Source organism: Streptomyces sp. NPDC088707 (assembly GCF_044752725.1).
In the GTDB taxonomy this organism is placed as follows: Bacteria; Actinomycetota; Actinomycetes; order Streptomycetales; family Streptomycetaceae; genus Streptomyces.
This window is the reverse complement of sequence record NZ_JBIVLV010000002.1, coordinates 373,988-392,083: the sequence shown is the minus strand read 5'-3', so window position 1 is coordinate 392,083 and position 18,096 is coordinate 373,988. Positions and strand designations below refer to the sequence as shown.

The 18,096-nt window shown below is 75.1% G+C and carries 10 protein-coding genes; 4 read left to right on the top strand and 6 right to left on the bottom strand.

Annotated elements, in window-relative coordinates; translation table 11 throughout:
• Window position 1: 1 nt before the first annotated feature.
• Genes ACIP84_RS09150 through ACIP84_RS09140 form a run of 3 tightly spaced genes read left to right on the top strand, consistent with a single transcriptional unit; the run spans window position 2 to window position 4,841 of the window.
• A complete protein-coding gene (locus ACIP84_RS09150; protein ID WP_401796417.1) occupies window positions 2-961 on the top strand; it encodes a DUF6895 family protein in 960 nt (319 codons plus the stop codon).
• Window positions 958-2,586, top strand: a complete 1,629-nt coding sequence (locus ACIP84_RS09145) for an MFS transporter (RefSeq protein ID WP_401796414.1) — start codon at window positions 958-960, stop codon at window positions 2,584-2,586. The genes ACIP84_RS09150 and ACIP84_RS09145 overlap by 4 nt, the downstream gene beginning before the upstream one ends.
• Complete coding sequence (locus ACIP84_RS09140; RefSeq protein WP_401796411.1) at window positions 2,583-4,841, top strand: prolyl oligopeptidase family protein; 2,259 nt, start codon at window positions 2,583-2,585, stop codon at window positions 4,839-4,841. Before ACIP84_RS09145 ends, ACIP84_RS09140 begins: the two co-directional genes overlap by 4 nt.
• A gap of 174 nt (window positions 4,842-5,015) precedes the next feature.
• Here ACIP84_RS09140 and ACIP84_RS09135 read toward each other — a convergent pair whose 3' ends face one another.
• The 6 genes from ACIP84_RS09135 to ACIP84_RS09110 form a co-directional block, all read right to left on the bottom strand.
• The gene (locus ACIP84_RS09135; RefSeq protein ID WP_401796408.1) at window positions 5,016-6,878 is read right to left on the bottom strand and encodes a BTAD domain-containing putative transcriptional regulator; all 1,863 of its coding nucleotides are present in this window, start codon (window positions 6,876-6,878) and stop codon (window positions 5,016-5,018) included.
• Between the two features lie 236 nt (window positions 6,879-7,114).
• Window positions 7,115-10,222 carry an AAA family ATPase gene (locus ACIP84_RS09130; protein ID WP_401796405.1) on the bottom strand — a complete coding sequence of 1,036 codons (3,108 nt, stop codon included), beginning with the start codon at window positions 10,220-10,222 and terminating at the stop codon, window positions 7,115-7,117.
• 73 nt (window positions 10,223-10,295) lie between these two features.
• The gene (locus tag ACIP84_RS09125; protein WP_187624205.1) at window positions 10,296-10,496 is read right to left on the bottom strand and encodes a hypothetical protein; all 201 of its coding nucleotides are present in this window, start codon (window positions 10,494-10,496) and stop codon (window positions 10,296-10,298) included.
• A gap of 120 nt (window positions 10,497-10,616) precedes the next feature.
• Window positions 10,617-13,886: a type 2 lanthipeptide synthetase LanM family protein gene (locus tag ACIP84_RS09120; RefSeq protein ID WP_401796402.1), complete on the bottom strand. Its 3,270-nt coding sequence runs from the start codon at window positions 13,884-13,886 to the stop codon at window positions 10,617-10,619.
• A 117-nt stretch (window positions 13,887-14,003) separates the two neighbouring features.
• A complete protein-coding gene (locus ACIP84_RS09115) occupies window positions 14,004-14,687 on the bottom strand; it encodes a transcriptional regulator (protein ID WP_401796399.1) in 684 nt (227 codons plus the stop codon).
• A 3-nt stretch (window positions 14,688-14,690) separates the two neighbouring features.
• Window positions 14,691-16,964 carry a SpoIIE family protein phosphatase gene (locus ACIP84_RS09110; protein WP_401797098.1) on the bottom strand — a complete coding sequence of 758 codons (2,274 nt, stop codon included), beginning with the start codon at window positions 16,962-16,964 and terminating at the stop codon, window positions 14,691-14,693.
• Window positions 16,965-17,289: 325 nt separating this feature from the next.
• Here ACIP84_RS09110 and ACIP84_RS09105 point away from each other — a divergent pair, with 325 nt between their 5' ends.
• Window positions 17,290-17,961 carry a hypothetical protein gene (locus ACIP84_RS09105; RefSeq protein ID WP_401796396.1) on the top strand — a complete coding sequence of 224 codons (672 nt, stop codon included), beginning with the start codon at window positions 17,290-17,292 and terminating at the stop codon, window positions 17,959-17,961.
• The last annotated feature ends 135 nt before the right edge of the window (window positions 17,962-18,096 follow it).

Below are 18,096 nucleotides of genomic sequence, written 5' to 3'. Positions count from 1 at the left end.
CATGCCTCCCTCACTCCTGGAGCAGCTCTCCGCCGGCGCGCTGGACTGGCTGGGCGGCCATCTCGACCACTTCGACCCGTTCTCCACCGCGGCCGGGGCGACGACCCGGTCGACAACGCAGGGAAAGGCCAAGGCCGCATTGGAGTTGGGGCTGCTCTGCCACCGCGCGGCACGGCCGGACGACACCGCCCCGGACCCCCTGGGCGGGGCGACCGCTCTCGTACGCAAGCTCTGGCAGGATCCGGACTTCCCGCGGCTCTTCGACGGCAGTCCCGCGTACGCCTCCACGTACCGGCTGGTGTACGCCGCGCTCGCACCCGACGGAATCGACGACACGCGGTGCCGGGAGGCGCTCGCCCGGCTGGACCCCCACTTCCTGTCACCGGGCGGGAAGTCACCGTACCTGCGCATCGAGATCCGCTACTACGCGGACAAGGCGGGTGTCCGCCACGCCATCGAGCCGTACGCCGAACTCCTCCCGCGGAGCCCGCTCGTCGCCCTCCGCGCCGACGGTCCCACGGTCGCGCCCGCGACCGCGCGGGGCGCGGTGGGGCCGCTCACCGTCCCGCAGGCATACGCGCTGACCCACACCGCCTTCTACCTCGGCGACTTCGGCCGCGCCGACCCCCGGATCACCGGACCCGACCTGGACCACGCGCGGGACCTCACCCGCGGGATGCTGCTCCACTGCGTCGCCCACGATCTCTGGGACCTGGCGGCGGAGCTCGTCCTCACGCAGTTCGTCCTGGGCGAGGATCCCCTGCGTACGCCCTTGGGAGCGGCGGCCGTGGAGTGCCTGGCGCGCGCCCAGCGGGCCGACGGGGCGATCCCCGGGCGGTCGGCCGAGCTCAGGGCAGGACCGCGGGTCACGGCCGGCGAGTTCTTCCGGAAGGCGTACCACACGACCCTGGTGACGGCCCTCATGGCGTCGATCGTCGCGTCGCCGAGGTGCGCCTCATGACACCTCGCCTCACGCTGATCAACCGCGACTACACCCGCCTCTGGTTCGGCCAGGCCGTCTCCTCCGTCGGGGACGCCGTCTTCAGCACGACGCTGGTGCTGTGGGTGGCGACCGTACTGGCGAAGGACGAGTCGTGGGCGCCGATGGCGGTCAGCGGTGTGCTGATGGCGTCCAGCGTCGCCGTCCTGGTCATCGGCCCCCTCGCGGGCGTGTTCGTCGACCGCTGGGACAAGCTCGCCACCCTGCTCCGCACCGAGGTGGTGCGCGGGGCGCTCGTGGTGGTCCTGACCGTCGTCTCCTTCCTGCCGACCGACGCGCTCCCGGCAGGCGTCTGGCTCGCCCTCGTCTATGTGACCGTGCTCCTGCTGCACGCGGCCGGCCAGTTCTTCTCACCGGCGCGCTTCGCGATCCTGGCGGACCTCGTGAAGGGGGACGCCGACCGCGCCCGGGCCGCCGGCATCGGTCAGGCGACCGGCGAGACCGCCTGGATCATCGGACCTCCGCTCGCGGCGCCGCTGCTGTTCGCCGCCGGCATCCAATGGGCCCTGCTCTTCAACGCGTTGTCCTACGCGGTGTCGTACGTGGCGATCCGGTCCATCGACGTGCCCGCCTCGGCCGCGACAGCCGCGCGCAGGCGGCCCGCCTCCGAACGCACTCCGAACGACGCGAAGCCGGCGGGGCTGAAGCCCAGCCTCGGCCGCGAGTTCGCGGACGGTGTGCGGTTCTTCGCGCGCAGCAGGTTCCTGGTCGTGCTGCTTCTGCTCGCCGTCATCGGGCAGTTCGGGCTCGGCGCGCTCAGCACCCTCAACGTCTTCTTCACCACGGACAACCTGAACGCCGACGCCCACCTCTACGGGTACATCGGCATGGCGATGGGAGTGGGCGGCATCACGGGCGCGTTGAGCGGGGGCCGGGTCGTGCAGTGGCTCGGGGCGCGCCGGAGCACCTGGATCAGCCTGCTGGTGAGCGGGGTCCTGCTGATCGCCTACTCCCGGCAGACGACCTTCCTCGGCGGCGTCGCGCTGCTCTTCGTCTTCACGGTTCCGCTGACCGTCCTCAACACCGCGATGGCACCGCTGCTGCTCGCGGCGGCGCCCCCGGACCTCAGGGGGCGGGTGATGGCGGTGTTCTATCCGGTGACGAAACTGGCGTCGATGCTCGCCGCGGTCCTGTCCGGCTGGCTCGCCGGTTCGGTGCTGACGGACGTCGCGGGCTCGGTCGGCGGTGTCCGGTTCGGACCCATCGACACGATCTTCGCGGTGTCCGGGGTGATCGTCGTCCTGTCGGGCGTCTTCGCGTGGCTGGCACTGCCGGGCACGGGGAACGCGGGGAAGGAGGCAGGGGAGGACGTCGCCGGGGGGCCCGGCGAGGCCACTGCGAAGCGCCCGGGGAGAACCGGCGGAGAGCGCGCGGGGGAGGCCACGGAGACGGGCGCCCGGAACGGCGCCGAGTCCGGCGCCGGGCCGGGTGCGCCGTTGGATGCCCGGACGGGCTCCGGGAAGCCCGCCGGGCAGGCCGGTGGGACAGCGGCCGAGAAGGCCGTCGCGCTCACGGTCGACGTCACCTCTCCGGCCGGAACCCGCGGCCACCGTCCGCCCGACCACGAACGAGGGAGACCGGAGTGACCACCGACGCCCGACGGACCCGGCGCCCGTACCCGCACGCCGAGCGGCAGGACGTCGTCCAGGAACTCCACGGCGTGCGCGTCCCGGACCCGTACCGCTGGCTCGAAGACGCCGAGACCGCGGAGACCCGCCGCTGGAGCGCCGAGCAGGAGGCCCTGTACGCCGCGCAGCGGGCGGCCCTGCCCGGTCTGGAGCAGTGGGAGGCGGCGGTCTCGGCGCTCGGCGACGGCGACCGTGTCCGGTCGCCCAAAGTCCGCGGCGGCAGGGTGTTCTGGCTGCGACAGGAGGCCGGCCAGGAGCACCCGGTCCTGGTGGTGGCCGACGCCGGAACCGGGACGACGCCCCCGGCCCCGGGCTCGGCCTCGGAGCGTGTCCTGCTCGATCCCAGCGCCCTCGACCCGTCAGGCCGCACCGTCCTCGACGCCTGGGAGCCCTCCGTGGAGGGCGATCTGCTGGCCTGTCAGGTGTCGCGGGACGGCACGGAGGACTCACTGCTCCGGGTGATCGACGTGGCCACCGGCGAGGTAGTGGACGGGCCGTTGGACCGGGTGCGGAAGTCGTCGGTCGGCTGGCTTCCCGGCGGCGGGGCCTTCTACTACGTCCGGCAGCTGGATCCCCGGCTGAACCCCGGGGAAGAGCGCTACCACCGCAGGGTCTGCCTGCACCGGGTCGGCACGTCGCCGGACGCGGACGCCGTGGTCTTCGGCGAGGGGCGGGACAAGACCCGGTTCTACAGCGTCTCCGTGACCGAGGACGGCCGCTGGCTCGGCATCACGGCCACGCTCGGCACCGGCCGCGGAACCGACGTCCACCTGGCCGATCTGTCGGCCGCGCCGCTCGACCGTCCGCTGCTCCGGCCGGTCCAGGAGGGCATGGGGGCCGCCACCCGGCTGCACGCCGTGCCCGGTACGGGCCCGGCGGACCGGGTGTGGCTCCGCACCGACCGCGGCGCGGCGCGCGGTCGCGTCGTCGCGTGCCGGCCGGACGAGCTCCACCTGGGCCCGGACGCCTGGCACGAGGTCGTCCCCGAGCGGCCGGACGCGGTGCTGACCCATCTGGTCGTGCTCTCCGGTCCCGAACTGAAGAACCCGCTCGGCCTGGCCGCCTGGACCCGGGACACCGTGGCCGAGGTGACGTTGCACGACCTGGTGGAGGGCCGGCAGGTGGCCACCGTGCCGCTCCCCGGCACCGGCGCGGTCGGCGACTTCTCGGCCGTGGCGTCGGGTGGTCACGAGGCCTGGTTCGCGTACACGGACTTCGTCACTCCGGTCCGTGTGCTCCGCTTCGACGCCCGGACCCGCCGCCTGACCCGCTGGGAGCGGGACGCGGACGCCGCCGCGGCGGGCGGTCCGGTCGGCCCGGCGGCGGGTGGCCCGGCGGCGAGCGGCGCGGCGGCGGGTGGTCGGGCGGTCGGCCGTCCGGCGACGCGCGGCGCGGTGACCCGCCAGGTCGCGTTCCCGTCGCGGGACGGGACGACGGTCCGGATGTTCGTCATCTCCCCCGACGGGCGCCCGGACCGGCCGCGCCCCGTGCTGCTCACGGGGTACGGCGGCTTCGGCCGCACGATGTCGCCCCGCTACCGTGCCCAGGTCCTGGCCTGGGTCGGGGCGGGCGGGGTGTTCGCCTGGGCGGGGCTTCGCGGCGGCGGCGAGGAGGGCGAGGCGTGGCACCGGGCCGGGAGCGGCGCGCACAAGCAGAACACCTTCGACGACTTCGCCGCGGCGGCCGACCGGCTGATCGAGGACGGCTGGACCGAACCCGGCCGGATCGCGATCATGGGCGGCTCCAACGGCGGGCTGCTCGTCGGAGCGGCCCTCACGCAGGAGCCGGGGAAGTACGCCGCCGTGGTGTGCTCGTCCCCGCTCCTGGACATGGTCCGTTACGAACTGTCCGGCCTCGGCCCCAGTTGGACGCCGGAGTACGGCAGCGCGCAGGACCCCTCCGCGCTGCCGGTGCTTCTCGGCTACTCGCCCTACCACCGGGTCGTGCCCGGGACCGCGTACCCGGCGGTGCTGCTGACCGCCGCGGACGGCGACACGCGCACCGATCCCCTGCACGCCCGCAAGATGTGCGCCGCGCTCCAGCACGCCACGTCGGGCACCGGCCCGATCCTGCTGCGGCTCGAACACGGCGTCGGCCACGGGGACCGGGCCGCGTCCCGCGCGGCGGCACTCCAGGCGGAGTGCCTGGCCTTCCTGGCATCCCACGTGGGCCTCCCGGCTCCGGGCTCCGCCGCGGGTGCGCCCACGCGGTGACCGCCGGCGCCGACGCGTCACGGCCTCGACGCGTCGGCGTACCGGCGCGTCGCCGCCGCGCTCGGCCGGGGCACACGCCCCCGACGGCACCACGCAGGCCGGCGCCGCCCCTCGTCGCCGCCGCCGGGCGCGCCCCCGGCCGCACCACGCCGGCCACGGCCGTCCCCCGCTCGACTACGTCAGCACCGGCGTCCCGTACCCCGCGCCCCGCGCGTACAGCCGTATCAGGTGCGGCATGTCGTACTGCGCCGCGTGTGCGGTGACCTCACCGCCCGGTGAGGTGACCATTCCGGCGTCGATGAGCGCCTCCACCACCCTGACCGCATGCCGCTCGTCGCAGCCGAGCGCCTCGGCCGCCTCCGTCAGGCCGAACGGGCCGTCCCCTGTTCCCGCGGCCAGCCGCCCCGCCTCCCTGCCCCGCTCCTCCGGGAGCGTCTCCCAGCCGTGCGCCAGCCGCTGCCGTACGGACACGTCCCCGGCGGTCAGTTCGTCCAGGGCGCCGCTGGGATCCGTCAGCCGGTCGGCGAACTCCCGCAGCGGTACGTGGCGGAGCACCGCGAGCCGCATCCCGCTCACCCGGACCGCGAGCGGCGACCCGCCGCACGCCCGTACGATCCGCAGCGCGGCCTCCCGGTCGGCCCGCACCCGGCGCGGGCCGACGAGGCCTGCGAGGAGTTGTACGGCCTCCGCCGTGTCGAGCGGCGGGACGGTGATCCGGTGCACCGGTGCGAGGCCGCCCAGTTGACCGCGCGCGGTGATCAGCACCCTGCCCTGTCCGCCGCACGGGAGCAGCGCCCGTACGGCGCGCTCCTCGGGCACGTCGTCGAGGATCACCAGCACCCGGTGCCGCGCCAGCCACTCCCGCCACGCCTCAGGGGTCGACAGTCCGGTCCGACCCGTCCGTTCGCCGAGTTCCGCGAGTACGGCGGACATACATCGGGGACGCCCCTCCGCGTCCCGCAGGGAGACGCAGAGCCGCCCCTCGGGGAAGCGGCCGGCGAGGAGGTGGGCGGCTCTCACCGCCAGCGTGGTCTTCCCCGATCCCGCGGGGCCGGACAGCAGCACGACGGCGCCCGCTTCTCCCGCCTCGCCCGCACCGGTCCCTTCGCCGCGCTCCAACAGGTCCAGGAGGTCGTGGAGTTCCTCGCCGTGTCCGGTGAAGTCGACCAGGTCGGGCGGCAGCAGTACGGTCGCCTTCGGCGGGGCGGCTGCGGGTCTCCCGCCCGGCGGCCCGCCGGCCGTGCCCGCCCCGGACGCCCGGGTGTCCCCCGCGAGGATCGCCCGGTAGCGGGCGGCCATCGCGCCGCTCGGCTCCAGGCCCAGCTCCCTGGCGAGCAGTTGCCGGTAGTCGTCGTACACCGCGAGCGCCTCCGGCTGTCGGCCCGAGCCGCTCAGCGCGCACATCCAGGCGGAGCGGAGCCGCTCCCGCAGCGGGTGCCGCTCCACCAGGTCGCGCAGCCCCTCGACCACGGCCGGCGCGCCGCCCAGCTCCAGCTCCGCCTCCGCCCAGCTCTCGTACGCCGTCACATGCCGCAGCCTGAGCCGTTCGGCCTCCTCGGCCAGGGTGGGCGACTGCCGGAGGTCCTCGCCCAGGGGCGGTCCCTGCCAGAGGTCGAGGGCCTGTCTCAGCAGGGGGGCCGCCGCCCGGGGCGGCTGCCCCTCGGCGGCCCGCACCAGGGAGCGGAACGTCAGGAGGTCGAGTTCCTCCTCCGCGGCGCGCAGGACGTATCCGCCTCCGGTGTGCGTGAGCCGTGGCCGGTCCCGGTCCTCCGGTCCGAAGAGCGCTCGCAGGGCGCTGACGTACACCTGGATGTTCTTGCGAGCGGTACGAGGGGGCTCCTCCGGCCAGACCGCCTCGGTCAACGCGTCGACGGAGACCGGGGAGTTGGCGGATGCCAGGAGTGCCGCCAGCACCATGCGCTGCTTCAACGGACCCAAGGGCAGTTCCCGTTCGCCCCGGGTGACCGTGAGGCGGCCGAGGACGGTGAACCGGAGTGTGCCGGGTGAGGCGGCGGGTTGCGCGGACGGACTCGGCATCGAGCGAACCTCCGTATGGTGACGGGAGTTGGTCGGTCCGCTCGATGATCCGCCGCGCCGGACCTTCACACATCGGTACCGAACCCTCACAGTCGCGCCGCCGCGGAGCCTGTCCTGGGGGACCCGACCCCCAGGGGGTCGGGAATGCCCCCCATGCCGGGCGCGCCGAGCCCCCACGTCCCCCGGACCGGTGCCGGAAGGGGGATGCGGGCGGGCGGCCGCCGTCCGGTTCCGGATCAGGCCGACGGCTGCCGGGACCCGATCCCGGCAGGTCCGGCCGGGCCGGCCGGGCCCCCGTCCTCCGCCCGCTCGGCGGACAGCGCGCAGAGCGCCTGGCGGTCCGCACAGCCGGTCTTGGCCATCAGGCTCGCCATGTGCTTCTCCACCGTCCTGGGTGAGATGCAGAGGCGCCGGGCGATCTGCAGATTGCCCGGACGCTCCATGAGCAGCACGAACACCTCGTACTCGCGCGGTGTGACACCGGCGGTGCGGAGCTCGGCCGGGATCCGTTCCCGGCCGCCCCTGCGCTGCGGCACACTGACGCCCGCCTGCCGCAGGAGCGCCCGGCAGGCACCGGCCACGGGCTGTACGCCCGCCTCGTGGAAGTACTCCTCGGCCGTCCGCAGCCAGGAGACCGGTTCGCCCCAGGAGTCGGCGAGCGCCGCCTCCGCGACCAGCCGCAGGGCGAGATGCCAGACCTGCGGGAACACCGCTGCCGCGCGGCCGGCCTCCTCCACCGCGCGCCGCGCGCCGGCCCTGTCGCCGTCCCGGCCGCGCAGGACGGCGTCCGCCATCCCGAGGAACATCCGGTTCCAGGCCAGCTGACCACCCGGTGAGGTGAGCGCCTCCCGGTACGCCTCCCGGTCTCCGCCGGGCTCCGCGTCCCCTCCGGCGGGACCGCCGGCGAGGATCCGCAGCAGCGGGCGGAGCCCGTACCGCCCGCTGAGGTAGAAGAAGCTCGGGTGCTCCCGCTCCCAGGCGAGGGCCGCGTCGAGCTCGGCCGCGGCCCGTTCACGGTCCTCCGCCATGAGCGCGCCGACGGCCTGACACAGTCCGCGCTGCAGGGGTACGAGCATCGACTCCTCGCCGCCCGCCCGGCGGAACCGGGCGAGGGCCCGCTCCTGCTCGCGGCCCCGCCCCTGGTGGGCGGCGAGGGTGGCGTCGACGAGGAGCAGGTAGCGGTGCGCCGACAGGTTCTGGAGGCGGGCACTCGCCTCCACGGAACGATCGACGATCTCCCGGGCCCGGTCCCATCGTGCGGCGAGCACGCTCTGCATGGCGAGCAGTCCGTCGACGGTCTGGAGCACGGTCAGGGAGCCGAGTTCGAGCGCCGCCGCGCGGGCGGTCTCCAGCTGCGTCGCCTCTCCGGTCCGCATGAACGCGTTGGTGCCGAGCCGTACCAGCGCTTCGGCCCGCGACACCGCGAGCCGGTGCTTCTCGGCGACCTCCAGCATCCGCACCAGACAGGCGTCGGCCTCGTCGAACCCGCGCTGCCGGGACAGCAGGGCGAGGAGCTGCCACGCTTGGCAGGCGACGACGGGGCGGCCGCGCTGCTCCGCGGTGAGCGCGGCGCTCCTGGCGGAACGTTCCGCCTCCTTCAGCCGCTCGCGACCGGCCCGGCCCGCCGGCCCCCGTCCGTCGCCCTCTCCGCCCCGGCCTGCCGGGCTCCCCCGGCCGTCCTCTCCGCCCCGGCCGTCCTGCTCCGGCAGGAGCGCCAGGTGTCCCTCGACGACCACGAGCGCCGCCTCCTGCTCCGGACGCGGCTCGGCCCCCAGCAGGGCGCGGGCCGCCCTGATCCGACGGCGCGCCTCCTGCTGCTGCTCGGCCATCGTCGCGACCCAGGCGACCTGGGTGTGCGCCTGGGCCCGCTCCTCCGCCGCGGGGGAGCCGGCAGGCACCGGTGCCAGGTCGTCGAGCAGAGCGGATGCCACGTCGGTCCGCCCGGACTCGGCCTGGGCGATGGCCAGTTGCACCGTGACGTCGTCGCGCTCCCCGTCGGCCGCGAGGCCCCGGGCCCGTTCGAGGAGCACGGCGGCCGAGCCCGAGGCACCGGCGTCCAGCATCTGCCGGCCGACCTGGGCGAACTGCCGGGAGGCCGCCACCCTGTCACCGGCCGCGAGTCGCAGCGTGGCCACCAACTGTCTCTGCTCTCCCGAGAGTTCGCCCGGCGGGTCACAGGAGAGCGACCTGCCGGCGGACTCCTCGATCGCCTGGGCCGCGCGGCGGGCGAGCGCGGCCTGCTCGGCGGGCGGCAGCGACGCCCTGAGCGCGTCCGCGGTCAGGACGTGGCGAAAGGTGTAGTGGTCGTGGGCCGCCCCGTCCGGGGCGATGATCCCGGCCTCGGACGCGGACCGGAGGTGGGCGAAGAGGGCCCGGTCGTCGAGCCCGGTCACCACCCTCAGCGCCCCGACCGAGAACCGGCCGCCGAGCGTCGCCGCGATGAGGAGCAGTTCGCGCACCGGCTCGTCGAGCCGGGCGAGCCGGCGCGCCCAGCTGCGTACCGCTCCCGTGGGAACCGTCGCCTCGCCGTGATCGGCGAGGAGCCATCCGCCGTCCGCCCTGCTCAGCCGCCCCAGGTCCAGCAGGTCGGCCAGAAGCACCTCCACGAGGTACGGGTTCCCGCCCGCGCGCTCTGAGAGGTGGCGATGCGCGGCCGGGGGCACCTCGCCCGGGGCGGCGTCCAGACAGGCGTCGACCATGTGCCGTACGGCGGTCTCGTCCAGCGGCCCCAGTTCGGTCACCGAGGCGGTGTTGCGCAGCTCGGCGGCGAGCGCGAGGTCCAGCGCCGGTCCCGGATCGGGTCGGAGCGTGCCGACCAGGAGGACCGGGAGGTCCGCCACGTTGTCGGCGACGTACTCGACGACCGCGATCGTCTCGGTGTCGGAGTCGTGCAGGTCCTCCAGGAGGACCACGCAGCCGCGTTCCCGCCCCAGCACGGCGAGCAGCCTGAGGAGTGCCTCGGCCAGTTCGACGAGCGAGATCGCGTAGCCGGGAGCCGTCGCTGCGGCCCGCCATTCCGGAACCAGGCCGGCCAACGCCGGGCGGTAGGGGTCGAGTTCCGGATCGTCCGGTGCGCCGGCCGCCCGGAACCGTGAGGACAGCGCCTCGACCAGGGGGCGGAAGGGAACGACGAGCCCGGTGGACGTGGCGCGGCCGCGCAGCACCGGCATGTCCCGGTCGTAGGCGCGCAGAGCGCACTCGGCGGCCAGCCTGGACTTTCCGATCCCCGCCTCACCGACGAGGAACACGGCTCTGCCGGCACCCCTGCGGGCACCCTCGAGGGCCTCGTCGAGTAACTCGATCTCGGCGTCCCGCCCCACGATGACCGACGACGTCGCACGCATGTCCGCAGGCTACTTGATCCTTTTCGTGCGCGGCAGTGGGCCGGGGAGCCCCCGGCCCACGTCAGGCCTCGTGTCAGGAGACCGTGATGGTGCCCGTGGTGTAGGGCATGTCCCACGTGGCGACCGTGTCCAGGTCGGCCGTCCTGAGCAGCCGGCTGCGGCGCCCGAGCATGCCGCCGGTGCCGAGCGTGACCTCGCCCACCGGGTCGTCCTGGGCCGCGGCCTCCGCGCCGGCACCGCCGTTGACGTACGTCACCGAGTCACTGATCTGCATGGTCCTCACTCGTCCTTCGGGTCCGCGGGAGTGGTGGTGGTGCCGTGGGTGGTGCGGGTCGTACGTGCCCTGCGGTCGTACGCGGTGCGGTCGTACGCGTGCGGTCGTAAGCGGTGCGGCTCAGCGGTCGTGGTGCCCCTCCGTGGTGCGCAGGAGGAGGAGCGACGGTACGCGCTCCGGGAATCCCGCCCGGAGGAGTCCGTGGCCGATCCCCGCGAGGCCGGTCAGCAGACCGGGGTGCGGGACTCCGTCCGGGGCGCCGCTCCTGGCGTCGTTCTCCTCGACGGAGGCGAGAAGCGCCCCCGCCCGGCGGAGCCACTGCGGCCGCGCTTCGGGGAGCGCGGTGTGCCCGAGGAGTTCGCACAGGCCGGCCTCGCCGTGGCACAGGCTGTCGTCGGGAGCCGCCCCGTTCCGCCCCAGCCGCTCCGCGGTCCCCCGCGCCCAGGCCGCGAGGTGCGGGTCGGCCAGGGCGCCGGGTGCGTCCAGCACGGCGAGTGCGATGCCGGCGTCTCCGCGGCACCAGGCCGAGGCCCTGGCGGTGCCCGCGAACCCGGCGTCCGGGGTGGGGGCGGAGACTCCCCTGCGGCCTCCGCCCTGCCCCGGGCCGCCGTCCGGCGCGTCCGCGACGACGGCCGCCCGGATCGCGGACAGCCCCGCGAGCCGGTACCGCTCGGCGGACGGGTGCCCTGCCCCGGCGGCGCCCCCGACCACGTCGTGGGCAGGGTCACCGGCGTTGGCCTCGGTCTCGGCGAACCGCATCAAGGCCCATCCGATCCCGGCCGTCCCCTCCGTGAACCCCTTTCCGAGGGTGGCCGGTTCGGTGTCCACAGGACCAGTGGCGGCGGCATGGGCGGCGGCGACCAGCCGCTCCGCGCAGGCCCGCGCGGCCCGCACGATCTCCGGATCGGCGCCCGGGCCGCCCCTCGTACCCGCGCCCGCCCAAGCACCCGTCGTCCCACCCGTACGGGAATCCGCACCGCCACGACCGCCGAGCGCGGTCGACAGCGCCACGAGACCGCCCGCAAGCCCCGCGCCCACCCCGTACTCCGGCTCGACCCCGGTCGCCGCGGCCGCCAGCCGCAGGGCGCCCGACGCCCAGGCGCCGACCTCCGGATCGTCCAGCAGCCGTGCCGTCTCGGCGAGGGCGTACGCGATGCCGCCGAGGCCGGAGAAGGCCCCCGAGCCCACCGCGCCGAGTTCCTCGGGCCTGGCCTGCAGGGCTTCGAGCAGTCCGGGCATCGGCGCCAGGGCCGTACGGGCGGCCTCGGCGTAGTGTGCGGCCCCGGTGAGGGCCGCCAGCTGCGCCAGGAACAAGGCCGGTCCGGTGTAGCCGTCGGCCAGGTCGGCCGCCATCGGGCCGATCCGCCAGTAGCGGTCGTCGAGAAGCTCCAGACCGATCCAGTTGCTGCGCATCCCTTCGCGGTACGCGAGGGAGACCAACTGGTCCCCGACGGACCGGGCGGCCGAGAGCAGCCGCTCCGGCTCGGGGGCGCGGCCCGCGGTGCGGGTGCGCCGCCCCGCGACCGGCCGGTGTGCGGGGACGCGGGAGGTCGTCGCCATCGCGGCCCGTACGATCCACTCCTGGTCCTGCCGGTCGACGGTGTCCAGTGCGTCGATCTTCGCGGCGACGCGGGCGGCGCCCGGCGGGTCCGTGCGGTCCACCGGGGGGCGTCCCGGCACGCCCCAGAGGTCGCCCCGACCGGGCCTGGCGGTGAACAACGGCACGTCTCCGGACCAGAGTTGGGCGATCTCCTCGTCGATCACGGCGGGCGCGAGGACCGGTCCGAACTGCTCGGTCCGCAGGGTCTCCAGGACCCGCTGCCGCGCGTTCGCGTCCTTCAGGAGGTCGGGATGCGTCGACTCGTCGAGCAGCAGCGAGTACACCCAGGTGGGACGCACGACCACCCGCACCTCGTCCTCCGCGAACGCGGCCAACGGGCCGGAATCCGAGAGCAGTCCGCTCACCGCGTCACCCATGGCCGTATACCCGGCCCGGAAGCCGGCGCAGAGCGCGTCGACGTGGGCACCCGGGTCGACGGGCCCGCCGTCCGCCGTCCGCGGCCGGTTGGCGGATTCGCCGAACGTCCCCGCCCTGCGCACCAGTCTCATCCGGTCGGTCCCGGCGTCGGCGAAGTCCGCCCGCTCGACGGGCGACACGCCCTCGCGGCCGCCGCCGACCGCGGACACGTCCAGGGCGCTGTGGTCGCCGACCAGGAGCTGCGGCAGCAACCCGACCCGGTAGACCGAGTCGTGGAGCGCGCGGGCGGCGGGGTCGGACGTGCCGGAGCCCGGCAGCGGGGGGTGGAACAGGGTCTCCACGTCGACGAGGACCGGGTGGGCGCCGACGGCGATCAGGTTCTCGTGGTGCAGGTCGGTCCCGTCGAGGAGATGCAGCAGGGCGAGCAACGCGCCCTGGCGGCGGTAGAACGTGTCGACCTCCGCGGCGGAGGCGCAGGGGCGGGCGGCGACGAACTCCACCCATCCGTACGCGCCCCGGTCGAGCAGCCGCAGGGTACGCAGGTCCACGGTGCCGGGAAGCTCGTTGAACCAGGCGACGAGGTCGTTGAAGTGGCGGTGTACGGCGAGCGGGCGCGGCTTGTACACCAGCCGCGTGCCGTCGGCGAAGCTCAGCAGCATCACGCTGCGCCCGCCCCGGTGGCCGTCGCCGGCGCCGGGCTCGACGCCCACGAGCGGTCCCGGGCCGCCGCCGGACTCGGCGAGGAGGCCGGAGGCCGTCAGGAGGGTGTGGTCGTCCGCGAGCCGTTCCAGCGCCTCCGCCATCGCGTCCGCCGCGTCGAGCGCCGCCCGCCCGAGGATGCGCGCGAGTACGGGACGCCCGGCCAGCAGGTCGGAGAGTCCGCGCCGGGAAGCGGTACGCGCCAGGAAGTCCCGGAAGCGGGCCCGGGAGTCGGCGCCTTCGAGCCGCCCGGCGCCGCGCGCCTCGTGCAGTTCGAGGACCAGCGTCCGGGCGGCGGCCCGCGCCAGCCTGCCGCCGAGCTGCCGCTCCAGGTCGTCGCGTACGGCGGTCAGGTCCACGAGCCCGCGCGCCCGGCCCGACAGACACCGTTCCAGCCGTGCCCCGGCGCGGCCGGTGAACGGCCGCAGAACCCACTCGAATCCGCTGAGTCCCGGCAACTCCCCCGCAGGCAGGGCGGATTCGGCCGCAGCGGGGGCGGCGGCCACGGCCTCCTCGGCCAGCACGGCCCAGTCCGGCCGTTCCGCGTCCCCGTCGTCGCGGACCAGCCCGCTGTCCCACCAGCGTTCGATCGCCGACAGCGACGTCGCCGCCCGCTCGTGCCCGGCACTCACCGCCACCGCTCCTCCTCGAACCGACCGGCCCACCGCTCCGGGGCCGTGTCCGATCCTGGTACGAGCAGGCCTGCGGGGCATGGGGAACTTCCCCCCATGTTTCTCCCCCGCAGGCCGGAGACCGGAGCGCCGGCAGGGGGATGCCGCGCCGCGACGGCCGGACGGGTGTCGAGCCCGCGCCACGCGTCTGCCCTTCTCCTAGGCGCGTGCCGCCGGCTCCTCGCCCCGGGGAATGCCGAGGGTGGCGAGCAGGTCCTCGTGGAGTTCCATCCACACCGTGTGGCAGGAATCCTCCTTGACCCTGTCGACCCACGACAGTTCACCGCGCCGGACCCGTGCGAGCGCGCCCGTGAAGCGGGGGCCGTAACCGCCGAGGCGGCCGATCCTCGTCCCCAGCTCGTCCGACAGCAGGTCGATGACCCCGCCCAGTTCGGTGAGTTCGTCGAGCACCCGCCCGTCCCACGCCACGTCCCCGTGGTCGTTGACGGCGAGCCGCCCCGCTCCGTCCGGTCGCAACTGCCAGTCGGTGCACGCCCGGAGACAACGGGCGTTGTGGGCGAGGAACGTCTCGTACCGCTCCCGTACGAAGGGTCCGAGCCCCGCCACCGCCAGCTCGCCGGCGAGCTGCCGCTCCCCCTCGGCCCGGCCGGAGTCGGTGAGCGTCCACCCCCGTGTCCCGGCGAACGCCCGACGGGTCACCCAGCCCCTCGCCTCGTGGTCGAGCAGCGCTTCCCGTACGACCTCGGTGTCGAGCCCGTAGCGCGCCGCGGCCTCGTCGTCGTCGGCCACGCCCTTGAGCCGTACGGCGTGCAGGGCGAGCAGCTCGGGGGCGGAGACGACGGGGCCGGCCGAGGAGTCCTGGGGATCGATGGGGTTCACCACACGTCAGAGCATAGGTCGCCGGACCAGGAGGAGAGCCACGTCGTCGGTCCTGTGCGCGGCGTCCCTGACGTGCAGGGTCAGCTCGTCCGCGAGCCGGTCCAGGTCGGGGGCGCCCGACGCCCCGAGTCTCTCCGCCAGGTCCGTCATGGCCGTACCGATGTCGAGGCCCGGTGCCTCGACGAGTCCGTCCGTGTACAGGGCGAGGACGGAACCGGGCTCCCAGGGCAGCTCCATGGTGTCGTACGTGACGTCCGTCGCGATCCCCAGGAGGAGTCCCGGCGGGACCTCCAGCACCTCGGCGGCGCCGTCCGCCCGGCGCAGGAGGGGCGGCGGATGGCCCGCGCTCGCCAGCCGCAGCCGGTGTCGCGCGAGGTCGAACTCGGCGATCAGGCAACTCGTGAAGCGGTCGGAGTCGAGGTCGTCGAGCAGCCGGTTGGTGCGCGCCAGGATGTCACCGGGTGACGCGCCGGCCGTCGCGTGCGCGTGGACGGCGGTCCTCACCTGCCCCATCAGCGCGGCGGCGGTCGTGTTGTGTCCCTGGACGTCACCGATGACGGCGACGACGGAGGTCGGAGTCGCGCGGACGAGGTCGTAGAAGTCCCCGCCGATGTCCATCCCGTGCCCCGCCGGCAGATAGCGGGCTGCGACGTCGAGACCGGGGAGCGGGGTCAGATGGTGCGGCAGCAGGACGTTCTGGAGGCTCCGGGCGAGCGAGCGGTTGGCGTCGTACAGCCGGGCCCTGTCCAGGGCCTGGGCGATGAGCCCGGCGAGCGAGGTGAGCAGCGCGCGCTCCGCCGACGGGAAGGGCCGCGGCCGTCCGTAGGAGAGGACCAGCGAGCCCACGGGCCGGCCGGAGGCGATCAGGGGCAGGAACGCCCAGGCGTTGCGGCCCTCGTAGTGGGGGGCCAGGGGATGGGCGCGGACGAGGTCCTCGTACGTGCGGAAGAAGACGGGGACGCCGGTGGAGAGCACCTGGGCGTCGGCGACCGGAGCCGTGAGCGGTTTGCCGTCGAAGTGCTCGATGAACGCGTCGCTGTAGCCGCGGTGGCCGATGACACGCAGCCGGCCGTCGTCGACGCTCATGAGGACGAGGCCCTGCGGCCCGAACGCGGGCACGATCTGGTCGGCGACCAGATCGACGACGTCGCGCACACCGGCGGCCTCGGCCAGCGAGGCCGCGAGATGCATCAGCTGGTAGACGACGGCGGTCGCCCCGACCGGCTCGCCGGGGCGTTTCGGCAGCGTCGGGACGGTGGCGAAGGCGGGGGCGGCGGGAGGCAGGGCCGCGGACGCCCCGGCCGAGCCGGGGGCGGTCGCCGCGTCCGGCCCCTTGCCGGGGGCGGGAGCGGTTCCCGGGGGGACAGCGGTCCCGGGAGCGGTCGCGGCCCCCGGAACGGATCCCTCGTAGGGGACGGGTCCGTCCTGCGGCCCGGGCGGCCCGCCGTGGGGCGGCGTCCCGTCCGCCTTGGGGATGATGAGCACACTGATGCCGGTCTCGTCCGGATACAGCTCGAACAGCAACGACGTCGCCGGCTCTCGCAGCGCCGTGAACGACGTCGGCCGCCGGGTCACGGCCGCGGCCCGGTAGCGGTCCTCGAAGGCGGGGTCGTACAGCCACGGCAGCGCCTCCCACGGCCGCTGCCCGAGGAGCGCTGCCGCATCGGCGTTCACCAGCTCGGCGCCTGCGGTGTTGATGAAGGTGATGCGCCCGTCGAGGTCCAGCGCGCAGCACCCCACCGGCAGCCGCTCCGCGAGGTCGAGTGCGGCCGCCGCGAGGGCCGGGTCGGCCTCGGAGGGGCGCTCGGCGTGGACGACGAACGGTTCCGTGGGGTGAGGCGGCGGAGGATCCTGGTCGGCGGCCCGCCGCAGCAGCCGCGCCGCCAGACGGCAGTGGGCGTCGAGCGTCTCGTGCTCGCGCGCGTCGAGCTCCGGCGCGTGCGAGACCGGCCACAGCAGGGTGACACCGCCCCATACGGTCGTGTCGTCGGCGATGGGGACGGCCGCCAGCATGAAGTCGTACGGCAGCACGATCCCGATCCGCGGGTAGCGGTGGGCGATGTCCTGCAGGCCGCTCAGCCATACGAGCTTCCGCTCGCGGATGGCGTCGGCGACCGGTATCGGGGCGTCGACCGGGATCCGTACCCACGGGGCGGCGATCTGCCGGGACACGCCCGAGAGGAGCACCAGGCGCAGCATCCGGTCCCCGGGGATCAGCAGGTAGAGCAGACCCGCCGAGGCGTCGGTGTCCCGCAGGAGACCGGTGAGCACGGCGGCCATCCGGCCGTCGGCGAAGACGTCCTCGGTGCCGCTGTCCCCGCTCCCGCCCACGGGTCTCACCCGCCTGCGGCGGCCGGTACGGCACCGCGCGGGGCCGGGCGCGGAGCGCGGCGGCGCTCACCGGGCCGCGGGTCCGGGCCCGGTGGCCCGGAGCGCGGTCGACGGCGGGGTACGCGCTCGTCACGCATATTCGGACGATACGTCGCCCGCCCGGCACCCGCGCGACGGAGGCGGGGCCGACGGGTTCCGCCTCCGCCGGTCGGCTATCGTGCACCGTCGCCGGCCGCCCCACCCGTCAGGGGCCGCCAGAATCAGGAGAACGTGCATGTCAGAGGCCCTGCGCGGCAGCGCGGCAACACCCGGCGCCGGCCATCCGCCCGCTTCCGTGCGCCGGTCCGCCCGACCGCGGACGGCGGTGGGCCGCACCCTCGCCCTGGTGCTGTACGTCTGGGGGTCGGCCGCTGTCGTCTCGGGCGTCTCCTTCCTCGTCCCCGGCGCGGAATGGGTGGCCATCGCCACCGGAGTGGTGCTGTGCGTGGTCTTCGGAGTGCTGCTGCACCGGGGCGTCTGGCTGGTGCTGCTCGCGGCCGCACCGGCGCTGTTCGTGCTGGTCGGCGCGGTCCAGTACGCACCCGAGCTGGCACTCGAACGGTACGGGGTCCGTGAGAACGTCGTCGTGGTGGCCGACAGCGCCGCCGGCACCGGCGGCAAGAACCACGAACTGACCCTGCGCGGCTCCGACGGCCAGGAGCTGGCGGAGCGATTCGTCTATCGCGGCAGCGGCGCCCCGGCCGTCGGCGAACGCCTCGCCGTCGTGCGCGACGCACGCGGCAAGGTGCCCATGGAGCAGGCCGACCAGGTCGACGCGGCCGGCCGGCTGTCCGGGCTCATCGGCGGCCTGGTCGCCTGGACGGTGCTGGTGCTCCTCGCGGGCTGGCGCGGTCATGCCGCGCGCCGCCGCGACCTGCGGCGGTACGTCGGCGGCGCCGGCCGCTGAACCACGTCGCCGCTGCCGCTCTTCGGGGCATCCCGTGGTCGCCGGCCGCGCGGCTTCGGCGCGTGGTACGGGGGCCGGGATATCAGTGGGCGGAGGTGGCGGTCGACGGCGACCGCCCTGTCGGGAAAGGCGGAA

Bases quoted from the DNA above. Each gene is read 5' to 3' on its own strand.
- ACIP84_RS09150 (WP_401796417.1), top strand. From the start codon at position 2: ATGCCTCCCTCACTCCTGGAGCAGCTCTCCGCCGGCGCGCTGGACTGG.
- ACIP84_RS09145 (WP_401796414.1), top strand. From the start codon at position 958: ATGACACCTCGCCTCACGCTGATCAACCGCGACTACACCCGCCTCTGG.
- ACIP84_RS09135 (WP_401796408.1), bottom strand. From the start codon at position 6,878: ATGCCGAGTCCGTCCGCGCAACCCGCCGCCTCACCCGGCACACTCCGG.
- ACIP84_RS09130 (WP_401796405.1), bottom strand. From the start codon at position 10,222: ATGCGTGCGACGTCGTCGGTCATCGTGGGGCGGGACGCCGAGATCGAG.
- ACIP84_RS09125 (WP_187624205.1), bottom strand. From the start codon at position 10,496: ATGCAGATCAGTGACTCGGTGACGTACGTCAACGGCGGTGCCGGCGCG.
- ACIP84_RS09120 (WP_401796402.1), bottom strand. From the start codon at position 13,886: ATGCCCCGCAGGCCTGCTCGTACCAGGATCGGACACGGCCCCGGAGCG.
- ACIP84_RS09110 (WP_401797098.1), bottom strand. From the start codon at position 16,964: ATGGCCGCCGTGCTCACCGGTCTCCTGCGGGACACCGACGCCTCGGCG.
- ACIP84_RS09105 (WP_401796396.1), top strand. From the start codon at position 17,290: ATGTCAGAGGCCCTGCGCGGCAGCGCGGCAACACCCGGCGCCGGCCAT.